Source organism: Microbacterium sp. 70-16, assembly GCF_001898315.1.
GTDB lineage: Bacteria > Actinomycetota > Actinomycetes > Actinomycetales > Microbacteriaceae > Microbacterium.
In genome coordinates this window covers 109022-122002 of record NZ_MKTQ01000028.1, presented here as the reverse complement: position 1 = coordinate 122002, position 12981 = coordinate 109022, and the positions used below count along the sequence as shown (strand labels likewise).

At 69.6% G+C, this 12981-nt stretch carries 14 protein-coding genes, 1 tRNA gene and 1 pseudogene; 12 read left to right on the top strand and 4 right to left on the bottom strand.

All coding sequences use genetic code 11. From position 1 onward, the window contains the following. Positions 1-133: 133 nt before the first annotated feature. From BGO46_RS12710 to BGO46_RS12695, 4 genes are all read left to right on the top strand, one after another. Positions 134-823, top strand: coding sequence for an L-ribulose-5-phosphate 4-epimerase (locus BGO46_RS12710; RefSeq protein ID WP_292676606.1), 690 nt, complete (start codon positions 134-136; stop codon positions 821-823). After that, positions 820-2442, top strand: coding sequence for an FGGY-family carbohydrate kinase (locus tag BGO46_RS12705; protein WP_292676607.1), 1623 nt, complete (start codon positions 820-822; stop codon positions 2440-2442). The genes BGO46_RS12710 and BGO46_RS12705 overlap by 4 nt, the downstream gene beginning before the upstream one ends. A 147-nt stretch (positions 2443-2589) precedes the next feature. Then, positions 2590-4092, top strand: coding sequence for an L-arabinose isomerase (gene araA, locus BGO46_RS12700; RefSeq protein WP_292676609.1), 1503 nt, complete (start codon positions 2590-2592; stop codon positions 4090-4092). Between the two features lie 29 nt (positions 4093-4121). After that, positions 4122-5072 (top strand): aldose 1-epimerase family protein, encoded by a 951-nt coding sequence (locus BGO46_RS12695; protein WP_292676611.1) that lies wholly within the window; start codon positions 4122-4124, stop codon positions 5070-5072. 143 nt (positions 5073-5215) lie between these two features. Here the strand turns inward: BGO46_RS12695 and BGO46_RS12690 are convergent, their stop codons facing one another. Both BGO46_RS12690 and BGO46_RS12685 read right to left on the bottom strand, forming a co-directional pair. Next, entirely contained in the window at positions 5216-6031 is an 816-nt protein-coding gene (locus BGO46_RS12690; protein ID WP_292676613.1) for a polyphosphate polymerase domain-containing protein, read from the bottom strand. Then, a complete protein-coding gene (locus tag BGO46_RS12685; RefSeq protein ID WP_292676615.1) occupies positions 6028-6639 on the bottom strand; it encodes a DUF4956 domain-containing protein in 612 nt (203 codons plus the stop codon). Before BGO46_RS12685 ends, BGO46_RS12690 begins: the two co-directional genes overlap by 4 nt. A 165-nt stretch (positions 6640-6804) precedes the next feature. On the opposite strand from BGO46_RS12685, the gene BGO46_RS12680 reads away from it, so the two are divergent. The 8 genes and pseudogenes from BGO46_RS12680 to BGO46_RS12645 all read left to right on the top strand — a co-directional run bounded on the left by BGO46_RS12680 (position 6805) and on the right by BGO46_RS12645 (position 11923). After that, a complete protein-coding gene (locus BGO46_RS12680) occupies positions 6805-7455 on the top strand; it encodes an asparagine synthase (RefSeq protein WP_292676617.1) in 651 nt (216 codons plus the stop codon). 69 nt (positions 7456-7524) lie between these two features. Next, positions 7525-7597, top strand: a tRNA-Arg gene (locus BGO46_RS12675). 264 nt (positions 7598-7861) lie between these two features. After that, positions 7862-8062, top strand: a complete 201-nt coding sequence (locus tag BGO46_RS12670; protein ID WP_292676619.1) for a hypothetical protein — start codon at positions 7862-7864, stop codon at positions 8060-8062. A 552-nt stretch (positions 8063-8614) separates the two neighbouring features. Then, the gene (locus BGO46_RS12665) at positions 8615-8773 is read left to right on the top strand and encodes a hypothetical protein (RefSeq protein WP_292676621.1); all 159 of its coding nucleotides are present in this window, start codon (positions 8615-8617) and stop codon (positions 8771-8773) included. Positions 8774-8936: 163 nt separating this feature from the next. After that, positions 8937-9401 (top strand): annotated as a pseudogene (locus BGO46_RS12660) (MMPL family transporter); the annotation flags it as partial. Further along, positions 9398-9826, top strand: a complete 429-nt coding sequence (locus BGO46_RS12655; RefSeq protein ID WP_292676623.1) for a pyrimidine dimer DNA glycosylase/endonuclease V — start codon at positions 9398-9400, stop codon at positions 9824-9826. The pseudogene BGO46_RS12660 and the gene BGO46_RS12655, both read left to right, overlap by 4 nt. Before the next feature lie 130 nt (positions 9827-9956). After that, positions 9957-10796 (top strand): sugar phosphate isomerase/epimerase, encoded by an 840-nt coding sequence (locus BGO46_RS12650; protein ID WP_292676625.1) that lies wholly within the window; start codon positions 9957-9959, stop codon positions 10794-10796. After that, entirely contained in the window at positions 10793-11923 is a 1131-nt protein-coding gene (locus BGO46_RS12645) for a Gfo/Idh/MocA family oxidoreductase (RefSeq protein ID WP_292676627.1), read from the top strand. The genes BGO46_RS12650 and BGO46_RS12645 overlap by 4 nt, the downstream gene beginning before the upstream one ends. A gap of 141 nt (positions 11924-12064) precedes the next feature. Here the strand turns inward: BGO46_RS12645 and BGO46_RS12640 are convergent, their stop codons facing one another. Further along, a complete protein-coding gene (locus BGO46_RS12640) occupies positions 12065-12541 on the bottom strand; it encodes a hypothetical protein (RefSeq protein ID WP_292676629.1) in 477 nt (158 codons plus the stop codon). A 116-nt stretch (positions 12542-12657) separates the two neighbouring features. Beyond that, positions 12658-12927, bottom strand: a complete 270-nt coding sequence (locus tag BGO46_RS12635) for a helix-turn-helix transcriptional regulator (RefSeq protein WP_292676631.1) — start codon at positions 12925-12927, stop codon at positions 12658-12660. Between the last annotated feature and the right edge of the window lie 54 nt (positions 12928-12981).

The following is a 12981-nucleotide window of genomic DNA, read 5'->3' as shown; positions in this document are numbered from 1 at the left end:
ATTAGCGCTCTGCGATGTGTCGGCGAACGGCTTGCGACTCCAAATTGTGAGCGCTAACATTTCTATCGTGGTGGCGAGGGGTCGCACAGAGAGTCTCGCCCTCGAACCGGAATTCTCAAGGAGGAGACGGGTCATGACCCAGCAGGCGATCGACACCGTCCGATCCGAGGTCGCGGCGCTACACGGCGAACTCGTGCGGTACGGACTCGTCGTCTGGACGGGCGGCAACGTCTCGGGTCGCGTGCCCGGCACGGACCTGTTCGTCATCAAGCCGTCGGGCGTCTCGTATGATGACCTGACCCCGGCGAACATGATCCTCTGCGACCTCGACGGCAACGTGATCCCCGGCACGCCCGGCAGCGACCGCAGCCCCTCGAGCGACACGGCCGCACACGCGTACGTCTACCGGAATATGCCCGAGGTCGGCGGCGTCGTGCACACGCACTCCGACTACGCCGTCGCGTGGGCCGCGCGTGGCGAAGAGATCCCGTGCGTCATCACGGCGATGGCCGACGAGTTCGGCGGGCCCATCCCGGTCGGCCCGTTCGCGATCATCGGCGACGACTCGATCGGCCGCGGCATCGTCGAGACGCTGCGTGGGCACCGCTCGCGCGCCGTGCTGATGCAGAACCACGGGCCGTTCACGATCGGCGTCACGGCGAAGGATGCCGTCAAGGCAGCCGTCATGTGCGAAGACGTCGCCCGCACCGTGCATCTCGCGCGCCAGGCGGGGGAGCTCATCCCGATCCCGCAAGACGCGATCGACGCCCTCTACAACCGGTACCAGAACGTGTACGGCCAGAGCGGGGATGAGCGGCGATGACCCTTCGACAGGGCTCAGGGGGTGTCATCCGTGCCGGCGCGACGGCGCTCGGCATCGAGCTCGGCTCGACCCGCATCAAGGCGTGCCTCGTCGATGCCGCCGACCCGGCATCCGTCCTCGCCGTCGGATCGCACGCGTGGGAGAACTCCCTCGTCGACGGGCTCTGGACCTACGACCTCGACGAGGTGCGCACGGGGTTGCAGGCCGCGTACGCGGCGCTCGTCGCCGACGCCGAGGCCCGCCACGGCGTGGCGCCCACGACGTTCGGCGCGATCGGCGTCTCGGCCATGATGCACGGCTACATCGCGCAGGATGCCGCGGGCGAGCTGCTCGTGCCGTTCCGCACGTGGCGCAACACGAACACGGCGGATGCCGCGGCCGAGCTCAGCGACCTGTTCGACGTCAACATCCCGTTGCGGTGGTCGGTCGCGCACCTGCGCCAGGCGATGCTCGACGGCGAGCCGCACCTCGAGCGGCTCGCGCACGTGACGACCCTCGCGGGGTATGTGCACGAGCATCTGACCGGCCGGCGCGTGCTCGGTGTCGGCGATGCGTCGGGCATGTTCCCGATCGTGGATGGCGACTATGACGAGCGGCTCGTGCAGCGGTTCGACGCCCTTCGACAGGCGCAGGGCGCGGCCCCTCGACAAGCTCGGGGGCCAGGGTTGCGCGAGCTGTTTCCGGAGGCGCTCCCCGCGGGCGCCGATGCTGGTGCGCTGACCGCGGCCGGGGCGGCCTACCTCGATCCGAGCGGGGCGCTGCAGCCGGGTATCCCACTGTGTCCGCCCGAGGGAGATGCCGGAACCGGCATGGTGGCGACCAACGCCGTCGCGCCGCGCACCGGCAACGTCAGCGCGGGCACGAGCATCTTCGCGATGGTCGTGCTCGAGCAGCCGCTCGCCCGCCGCCACCACGAGCTCGACCTCGTGACGACGCCCGCGGGCGACCCCGTCGCGATGGTGCACTGCAACAACGGCGCGAGTGAGCTCGCCGCCTGGGCGGGCCTGTTCGGCCGGTTCGCCGAGGCATCCGGCACCCCGCTCGACGACGACGCCGTCTTCGACGTGCTCTTCCGCGAGGCCCTCGACGGCGAACCCGACGCCGGCGGACTGCTCGCCTACAACCACCTCGCCGGAGAGCCCATCGCGGGCCTGACCGCGGGGCGGCCTCTGTTCGTGCGCACGCCCGACTCGACCCTGAGCCTCGCGAACGTCATGCGCGCTCAGCTGTACGGCGTGTTCGGCACGCTCGCGCTCGGCATGCAGGTGCTCGCTGGCGAGGACGTCGCCCTCGATCGGATGTATGCCCACGGCGGAATGTTCCGCACGGCGGGCGTCGCGCAGCGGTTCCTCGCGGCGGCGCTGGATGCACCCGTCGCCGTCGGCGAGACCGCCTCGGAGGGAGGTGCGTGGGGCATCGCGGTTCTCGCCGCCTTCCGCCGCGCGGTCGCCGCCGGTGCCGCCGACGCCCTCGGCGACTACCTCGACGACGTCGTGTTCGCGGATGCCGCGGCATCCGTCACCGCCCCCGCCCCCGCCGACGCCGCCGGATTCCGCACCTACCTCGACCGCTACCGCTCGGGCCTCGCCATCGAAGCCGCCGCCGTCGCCGCCCTCTGACCCCACCCCGCCCCTCCCGACTCTCCCCACCATGTCCCACTTTCGGCAGACCATGTCCCACAAATGGTTGCCTTCGCCGCGCGCAAGCAACCGAAAGTGGGACATGGTTCGGCTGACGGCCACAGGCCACCCTGAAAGGACCCCCTCATGACCCCCCCCTCTACGCTCTCCAGCTACACCGTCTGGTTCGTCACGGGCAGCCAGAACCTCTACGGGGAGGAGACGCTGCGCCAGGTCGCCGAGCAGTCCCAGCAGGTCGTCGCGGGTCTCGCTGGCCTTCCCGTCACGGTCGAGTGGAAGCCCGTCCTGAAGGACTCCGACTCGATCCGCCGCCTCGCGCTCGACGCGAACAGCGACGACTCGGTCATCGGCGTCATCGCGTGGATGCACACGTTCAGCCCCGCGAAGATGTGGATCGCCGGCCTAGACGCCCTCCGCAAGCCGCTGCTGCACCTGCACACGCAGGCGAACCTCGAGCTGCCCTGGGCCGACATCGACTTCGACTTCATGAACCTCAACCAGGCCGCGCACGGCGACCGCGAGTTCGGCTACATCCAGACGCGCCTCGGCGTGCCGCGCAAGACCGTCGTCGGTCACGTGACCAACCCCGCGGTGACTCAGCAGATCGAGGACTGGCAGCGCGCCGCGGCCGGCTGGCAGGCAGCCCGCACGCTCAAGCTCGCGCGCTTCGGTGACAACATGCGCTACGTCGCGGTCACCGAGGGCGACAAGACCGAGGCCGAGCTGCGCTTCGGCGTGCAGGTCAACACGTGGGGCGTGAATGAGTTGGCGGATGCCGTGGCTCAGGCATCCGACGCAGACATCGACGCCCTCGTTGCGGTCTACGTCGCCGAGTACGACGTCGCCGACGAGCTGCGCCCCGGCGGCGCGCGGCACGAGAGCCTGCGCGACGGCGCCGCGATCGAGCTCGGGCTGCGGTCGTTCCTCGAGGGCGGCGGCTTCGGCGCCTTCACGACGAGCTTCGAAGACCTCGGCGCTCTCAAGCAGCTGCCGGGACTCGCCGTGCAGCGCCTCATGGCCGAGGGCTACGGATTCGGCGCAGAGGGCGACTGGAAGACGGCGATCCTCGTGCGCGTCGCGAACGTCATGGGTGCGGGGCTTCCCGGCGGGGCATCCCTCATGGAGGACTACACCTACGATCTCGTCGCGGGCGAAGAGAAGATCCTCGGCGCGCACATGCTCGAGGTCGCCCCGACGCTCACGACGCAGCGCGCGCGACTCGAGATCCACCCGCTCGGCATCGGCGGCAAGGATGACCCGGTGCGGCTCGTGTTCACGGCCGACCCCGGCCCCGCCGTCGTCGTCGCGATGAGTGGCATGCGCGACCGGTTCCGGCTTGTCGCCAACGTCGTAGAGAACGTCGCGGCGCCTGATCTGCCGAACCTGCCCGTCGGGCGTGCGATCTGGAAGCCGGCGCCCGACTTCGCGACGAGCGCGGCGTGCTGGCTGACGGCGGGTGCCGCGCACCACACCGTCATGACGACGGCGGTCGGCATCGAGGTGTTCCGCGACTTCGCCGAGATGGCGCAGACCGAACTGCTCGTCATCGACGAAGACACCACGGTGCGCGGCTTCCAGCGCGAGATCCGCTGGAACCAGGCGTACTACCGCCTCGCGCAGGGACTGTGAGATCGGGCGCCGTGCGCGAAGATGGAGCCATGATCTCCGCGCTCCGCTCCGGCACCCCGTTCACGATCCGCTTCGGAGCCTACGAGGCCGAGATCGCGAGCATCGGGGCATCCCTGCGTGCTCTGCGTCACGACGGGCGTGACCTCGTCGTGCCGTTCAACGCCGACGAGGTGCGGCCCGGGTTCCGCGGCGCGGTGCTCGCGCCGTGGCCGAACCGGGTCGTCGAAGGGCGGTACGACTTCGGCGGGGTCGAGTATGAGCTCGCGCTGACCGAGCCCAACCGTGGGCATGCGCTGCACGGCTTCGCCGGCTGGCTCGATTTCGAGGTGACCGCCCTGTCGGATGACGCCGTCACGCTGCAGGCCGTCATCGTGCCGCAGACGAGCTACCCGTGGCGGGTGCGCGTCGAGACGACCTACCGACTCGGCGCCGGCGGGCTGACGCAGGTCGTGCGCGCAGTGAATGAAGGGGCGGATGCCGCGCCGTTCGGCACCGGCCCACACCCCTATCTCGTCGCCGGGCCGGGCGCCCTGGACACCTGGACGTTCGAGCTGCCGGCATCCGTCGTGCTTGAGGTCACGCCCGATCGGCTGAGCCCCGTCGCGCTGCACGACGTCGCGGAGCACGAACCGGAGCGTTTCGACTGGCGCGCGTCGCGCGTGCTCGGCGCCGTCGAGATCGACCACGCCTACACGGGGATCACGGGCGGCGACGACGGCCGCGCGACGGTGCGGCTGACCGACCCGTCGGGTTCGGGTGTCGCGATGAGCTGGGATGCCGCGTGCCCCTGGGTGCAGGTGCACACCGCCGACCTGCCCGGCGGGCCGGCGCAGCCGTTCCACCGTGCCGGGCTCGCCGTCGAGCCGATGACGTGCGCGCCGGATGCCTTCAACGACGCGCGCTACCCGTTCGACACGGGCTTGATCGTCCTCGAACCGGGCGAGTCCGCCGAGGCCGCCTGGACCATCGCGGCGCTGTAGGCCGATGCCCGGCCGCCCTTTCGCCGGGGCCGAGGGGCCCGGCGTGCTGAAGTCCTGCTCGATGTGACAGCAGTGCCCTCACAGCACGCCCGGAGCACTCACCAGCCCCACCGAGCAGTATTTCGGTACGCCATCCGCCCGCATCACGCCGCGACGGGGTGCGGCGCGGCCGTCGCGAACTCGTGCGACAGCGCACGATGCCACTTGTGCGCGGGCAGCTCCGGATGCAACGCGGCCATGCCGGTGCCGTACTTCGAGACCGTGGCGGGTCGGTGCCCGTGCCGCCAGAGTGCGCGATCGAGGACGCCGGCGCGCTGGCCCGACTTCGTCTCGACGATGACGAACTCGGGCAGGTCGAGCACGCGACCGTCGTGCGAGATCCAGGTCAGCTCGGTGTCGATCGTGCCGCGCGACGAGTCTCCCGAGAACCCGGCCGGCAGCAGTAGCGTCGCACGCCGGTACTGCGTCACGAGCACCGGCTCGAGGGTGGCGGCCAGGTGCGGGGCATCCGGAATTCCGGCATCCGCCAGCAGGTCGGTCGCGTAGGCGACCGCGTCGTCGTCGAGGGTGTCGCCGTGCACGGGCACGCGGGCCTTGACGGTGGCCGAGCGTCCGCCGCGGGTCTTGACCTCGAGGAACGAGCCACCCGAGTCGACGTACGTGCGGGCGCGCACCTTGAAGCGGCGGCGGTGGCCGCGCGCGGCGCCGAAGTAGCTGTCCAACGAGGGGGTATCGAAGTACTGCGACGCGTAGCGGAGGGCGCGCTCGCCGTCGATCTCGAGCACGCGCGCGCCCGCGGGAAGGTCGGCGAGGACGGATGCCAGTGCCGTGCGCGGCACGATGTACTTGCGGTCGACGCGAGTCTGCAGCTCGGCTTCGGCGTTGAGCTCGTCGAGGTCGACCGGCTGCAGTCGGGCGATGGCGCGGGCTGTCGCGCGGGTCGGGCCGGCGGCGGTCATCGGGTGGTCTCCAGGGTGTGCAGGGTGTCGAGCGTCGCGTCGCGGCGGGTGGGCGCCGATCCGGGGCGCGGGGCGTTGTAGCGCACGTCGACGACCGTCGTGTCGGAGACGAGGTCGAGGCTGCGCACCGACAGTCGGTGCACAGTCGTGCCGAGCAGGGTCTCGACGGCGGCGCGGGCTTCAGCCTCGTCGGGGTACGCGCGGTCGAGCACGAGCTGCTGCTCGCGCGAGCGGCGCAGCAGCGACGGGCTGTCGACGATGGCGATCACCGCCACCACGAGGGCGACGAGTCCGACACTGAGCAGGCTGATGTTCGCGGCCAGACCCGAGATGAGGCCGATCGCGAGCGCTGCGAAGTAGTACGACATCTCGCTCTGCTCGATCTCACGCGAGCGCAGGCGGATGATCGACAGTACGCCGAACAGGCCGAGGCCGAGGCCCGCGCCGACGGTCGCGTCGGCGAGCACCATCGATACGGCCAGCACGCCCACGTTCACGCCTACGAACGCGACGGCAAGGTCGCGGCGGCGGTGGCGGGGGTAGTACACCGCGAAGGCGAGCACCGCGATGGCGGTGAGATCGAGTGTGATGGCGGCAAGCTGGTCCATGGATGCTCCTGACAGTTTTCGTGAGTTCCATTCAGCGTCGCCACGCTATGCGGTTCCTATGACGGGCATCGGCGCGGGGTTCAAATTCGGGCCGTGCGGTTTGTGCCGCCTGTTCCCATCCCCGCGCTGTCGTCGAGTTCCGTAGGATCGAGGGGAGGGGGTTCCGTGGTCGGCAAGAAGCGGGTGCGCACGCGCGATGTCGTCGCCGAGGGGCTCTACATCGCGTCGGCGGCGACTCGGCTGAGCCTGAAGAACACGATTCTCGTGCACATCCTCGCCGAGGGTGAGGACTTCAATCCTGACCGCTACGTGCCCGAAGCGCGGGAGGCGCTTGAGGCGCTCGCCGTCGAGGCAGAAGAGGATGCCGCGCGCACCGAGCGCGAGCGCAAGCGGGCGCGCACGCGACACTCCGACTCCGACGGGACGCACGACTACCGTGCCCGCGACGTGCGCAACCTGCGCCACCGCGAGAAGCAGTCGCTACACGTGGCCAGCGAGCTGCGGCGCCGCGCCGAGGACGACGAAGAGCTGCGCAAGCTCATTTCGGATGCTCGGGACGCCGCGTGGGCCGAGGTCGCGAAGAACATCGACCGCACGCTGCGCATCGAGGCATCCCGCCCCGATCTCGAACCGGACTACGAGCGCATGCGCACCGCACGCATGCAGGCGCTGCGGCTCGTGGACCTGCCGAAACTGCGCGCGCACCGGCGCACCGCGAGGGCGCAGCAGAAGCTCATCGCGGCCGGCGAGATCCCCGAGATCGTGACCGACGGAGCCCTGCCGGCGGGTGGCGTCGACCCCGCCGAGCTCGAGTAGCGGCGCCGATTCGTCGGATGCTCGCGCGTGCGCTAAGCTTGCCTACGGCCTTCGCGAGAGTGAAGGCATGCGCCCGTAGCTCAATGGATAGAGCATCTGACTACGGATCAGAAGGTTAGGGGTTCGAGTCCCTTCGGGCGCACACTGTGTTGAGACAGTAGAAGAGCCCCGGTCGCCCGGGGCTTTTCGCTTGTCCGTAGATGGGGGCTGAGGCGCTTTCTGGCGCCATTCGTCGGAGGGTGCGTGCCCCAAGCGTGCCCCAAGCGCTCACGATTCTGGGCTCCCGCGGCGGTCAGCGACGTCGTGGCAGCGGCCCCGCTATGGGCCGCGTGTGTCGGCCCGGCGCCTGACCTGTCTGAGTGCCAACGGCTGGCGCGGGTCGGGGGCTGGATCTACGGTGGTGGCCATGTGGAGCTCGACTGACGACCGCGAGAAGGCGTGGCAGGCCGCGCAGACGGCCGCGTTCGAGGCGTTCCTGGAGCGCCACCACCTCGACCTGGAGTACTTCAGTGAGGCGACCGACGCGCAGCGCGCTGAGCTCGCCGAGATCGAGGCGCGTATCGATGCCGAGCACGGGTACGACCCGCTCACGCTCACCTTCCGATGACCCCTCGGTCGTGTGTGGTGCGTTCGCTGGCGCCGGTCGTGGATCTGTTACGAAATCGTAATTGCTCGTGTGTGCGGGCAGGCCGCACCGACGCTGACGGGCGCTCCACGACGGGGCGCCCGTAACTGCGCGCATCCCGCGCCTGACGGCCGGTTGTGCGACTTCCGGTGGGTGCCTTTTCGAGCGTCAATGGTCGTCCACCGCGCAGAGCGCGCGGGTGACAAGGAGGACCACAATGACGCTTACGGCCGGGGACGTGCTTGCGCGTCCTGACTACAGGTTCCCGATCACTGCCGAGCGGATCGACGCTGCGTGGGGTGTGCGGGTTGGTGACGAGCTGATGAGCCTCGACGACGTGGGTGCGTTCCTCGGCGCGTTGCGGACAGCGATCGGGCAAGCGAGGCATCTGTCGCGCCACCCGCGGGCTGATCAGGACCTACTAGAGGCGAAGGGGCAGTCGGCTGTGGACGCGGCGCGTGAGGGGCACGTGTGGCCCGTAGCTGCGACACGTGGCTGCATGGACCGGCACCCTGCTGGGAAGGGGCGAGTGCGGTGAATGGGCTCGGACGGTACGAGGAGTCGGGTCAGTTGGATCACGACGTGCGGATGCGGCTCGACGAGGTTGTGAGCGATCTCGTGTTCGTCCGCGATGTCGACTACGACGTCGCCTGGCGGGCTGTGCGTCGGGTTGCGCGTGGGGGTGGGCGATGACGCTGCGGGGCGCCGGGGCCGCGACCGGTCGCCCGACGTTCGACGAGTGCGTTGAGGAAGCCATGTCCCGGTACGTCGCCGCACAACTTGCTGCTGCCGAGGAATCGGAGCAGCGATGAACGGGCTGCAGGGATGCCGCGCTCACCCGGAGTGGTGCGTCGGGCTGCTCATTCTGACCACGGTGATCTCGTTCGGCACAGCGATGGGCGTATCAGCACTGGTGTTCAACGGGATCTTCGAGTTTCCGGGAGCGGACCCCGCGGTGCCGCTGTTCGGCTTCATCTTCTTGGTCGCACTCGGTATCGACTACAACATCTTTCTGATGACCCGCGTGCGAGAGGAGTCCCTCATCCACGGCACCAGGCGCGGGGTTCTGCGAGGGCTTTCGGTCACCGGAGGGGTCATCACCTCTGCCGGCCTCGTGCTCGCCGCGACCTTCGCGGCGCTCTCGGTGCTTCCGATCCTCTTCCTGGTGCAGCTCGCCTTCATCGTCGCCTTCGGGGTGCTGCTGGACACCTTCGTCGTTCGCACGCTGCTGGTGCCGGCCCTTGCCTACGACATCGGACCGAAGATCTGGTGGCCGTCGAAGCTCGCGAAGATGCCGGATGCCGAACGGGGGACGCGATGAGAATCTGGTCGCTGCACCCTGCGCATTTGGATAGAGCGGGCCTGGTCGCCGGATGGCGCGAGGCGCTGCTTGCTCAGGCCGTGCTGGCCGGTCGAACGAAGGGCTACCGGCACCATCCGCAGCTCGTCCGATTTCGCGACAGCGCGAACCCTCTGGCGGCGATCGGATGGTATTTGCATGGGCTTCACCAAGAGTCGAAGACGCGAGGATATCGCTTCGATGAGAGCAGGATTCTTGTGACAGGCTCCGAGGCTCCGAGGCTCTCGGTGACCGCCGGGCAAATCGACTACGAATGGACACATCTCGGTGCGAAACTCGCCGCGCGCAGCCCAGAAGACGCCCAGCGGTGGCAGCTGTCGACGCCGACGGCCCATCCGCTCTTCGACGTGGTGCCGGGCGGCATCGAAAGCTGGGAGAGATCCTGAGTCAGCACGTCGTGGTCGCGCGGGCGTCTGGGGTTCCTGAAGAACAAACCTCCAAGCGGAAGTTTTGTGGTAGCGTCGGCGTCGTGACGGCTCAGCTGCCGTGACGTCGACGTACACAGAAGGACGTGCCATGACCCTTCCCGCAGCCTCACTGCCCGAGGCATCCGTTCAGCTCTATTCGCTTGCGGGAGAGTTCACCGCCGACATGCCGGGCTCGCTCGACAAGCTCGCCGCGATCGGCCTGCGCAAGGTCGAGGCGTTCGATTTCGTCGGCCGCCCCGACGAGATTCGCGCGGCCCTGGATGCCAGTGGCCTGGCATCCCCGACGGGTCACGCGCCCCTGCTGACTGACGAACTGTGGACGCCGGACGGCTCGATCCCGACGCCCGCGCCGGAGGTCGTGTTCGAGGCGGCGGCTCAGATCGGCATCCAGACCGTGATCGACCCGTTCGTCGCGCCCGAGCGCTGGCTCACCGAAGAAGGCGTCGCCGACATCGCCGAGCGCCTCAACGCGCTCGTCGAAACGGCCGCCGGATTCGGCCTGAGCGTCGGCTACCACAACCACGCGCAGGAGTTCGTGGCGAGCTTCGACGGGCAGAGCGCGTACGAGCGCTTCGTGTCGCTCGCCGACCCGCGCGTGCAGCTCGAGCTTGACCTGTTCTGGGCGTTGACCGGCGGTCAGGACGTGCCGGCCCTCGTCGCGCGCCTCGGCGACCGTCTCACGGCCGTGCACGTCAAGGACGGTGTTGTCCCGGCATCCAACCCATGGGCGCCCGGCGCGCCGGAGTTCGGATCGGACAGCCTCGACCAGCGTCACGCCGGCACCGGAGACGTGCCGCTCGCGGCGGCGCTGCGGGCGGGCAGCGGCATCCGGTACGCCGTCATCGAGTACGACCGGGCGCCCGGCGACGTGTTCGACGACGTCGCGGCCAGCCTGGCGTTCCTGAAGGATGGCGGGTTCGTCGCGTGACCGGTGGGCCCCTCGGCGTCGGGATCATCGGCACCGGCGTCATCAGCCAGACCTACCTCGAGAACCTGACGTCCTTTCCGGATGTGAAGGTCGTCGCCGTCGGCGATCTGATCCCCGAGCGCGCCCACGCGAAGGCGGAAGAGCACGGCATCCCGTCGTGGGGCGGCGCCGAGGACGTCCTGGGTAACCCCGACGTCGAACTGGTCGTGAACCTGACGATCCCGGCGGTGCACGTCGCGGTGTCGAAGGCTGCGGTGGCGGCCGGAAAGCACGTGTGGACCGAGAAGCCGATCGGCCTCGACCGCGCCTCGGTGCAGGAACTCTTGGCGCTCGCGGATGCCGCGGGTGTGCGCATCGGCTCGGCGCCCGACACGCTGCTCGGGCCGGGGTTCCAGACGGCGAAGCGGGCGATCCTTGACGGCGTCATCGGGACGCCGCTGTTCGTGCAGACGACGTTTCAGACGCAGGGGCCGGATGCCTGGCATCCCGAGCCCGCCTTCTTGTTCGCCGAAGGCGCCGGGCCGCTGCTGGACATGGGGCCGTACTACTTCTCGGCGCTCGTGAGCCTGCTCGGACCGATCGCCGCGGTCGCCGCGCGGGGGTCGCGGCCGCAGCTCGAGCGCACGATCCGCAGCGGGCCGCGGGCGGGGGAGACGTTCCCGGTTGAGGTGCCGTCGACCGTGCAGGTGCTGACGTCGTTCGCCGGCGGACAGCACGGCACGCACCTGCTGAGCTTCGATTCGGCGCTCGAGCGCGCGGGGATTGTCGAGATCCACGGGTCGGAGGGGTCGATCGTGCTGCCCGACCCGAACATGTTCGAGGGGCGCATTGCGTATGTGAAGCCCGTGGGCACGATCACCGACGGCGATCGGGGTGCGCAGGAGTGGATCGAGATTGAGCAGCAGGGCACGGTCGTCGGCCGAGGCCTCGGCGTGCTCGACATGGCGCGCGCTCTGAATGAGGGTCGCTCGCACATCGCGACGGGCGAGCTCGGGTACCACGTGCTCGACGTCATGCTGTCGGCGCAGGAATCCGCCGCGACCGGCGCGACGCTCGACATCGCCAGCACCGTGGCGCCTGTGCCGCTGCTGCCCGAGGGGTTCGACCCGTTCGCTGTCACCCGCTGACGCGGGGTCGCGCTTCGAGGAGCGCAAATGGCTGGGTTTTGGCCCGCCGCAGAGCCATTTGCGCTCCTTGAGCGCCCGCGGCGCGACCAAAAGCAGGCTCGTTCGACGTGTGGCCGCCCTATCGGGCCGTGCACGCGCGATTCAGCGGCTGAGCACGAGGTGCCGCGGTGGTCCCTCGATGCGGGCGACGGCGATCTTGACCTCGACAACCTCGCGGTAGACCTCGTCAACCCGGTTCTCGAGCTTGTCCATGCGCGCGTCGAGCTTGTCCATGCGCGCCCCGAGACTGTGCTCGACCCCGTCGATGCGGGCGTCGAGCTTGTCCATCCGCGCTCCGAGCCTGGTCTCGACGCCGTCGATCCGCGCTCCGAGCCTGGTCTCGACGCCGTCGATGCGCGCCCCGAGGCTGTGCTCGACGCCGTCGATGCGCGCCCCGAGGCTGTGCTCGACGCCGCCGATGCGTGCGTCGAGTCTGTCGATACGCGCCCCGAGGTTCTGCTCGAGCCCGTCGAGTTGGCGATCGAAGCGATTGGCTAGCCAGCCGATCACGCCGAGGAAGCCGAGCAGCAGCGTGAATGCGCTGATCAGCGTCGCGAGCAGTTCGACCGACATGTACACGCCCCCATTGTGAACCGGATGCCCTGACTCTGCCAGCCGCGCAACGCCCGCGGCAGCCAGACGCCGTGATCGGTGGACAACTCCCGGAGTTCTGCGATTGGGGAGGAGGCGGCGACTCAGCCCGCGCGGCGCCCGTTCACGCCGCCGTCGAACTGCTCGAGGGTGACGCCCTCGAGCAGACGGCCCGGCTCGGTGTCGAGGGCATCCGCGATGCGGATCAGGGTGTGGACGCTGGGCATCGCGCGGCCGCTCTCGTAGCTGCGGATGTTCGACGAGTCGATGCCGGTGCGCGCGGCGAGCTGGTCGTGCGTCATCGAGTAGCCCACCCGGATCGCGCGGATCTGCTCGCCGATGTGGGCGGCTGCGGCAGACGGGACTCGGGGCATCCATCAAGGGTGTGCGCTCCCGGTTGCCCTGACCAGGGCGCATGTCCCCGGGTA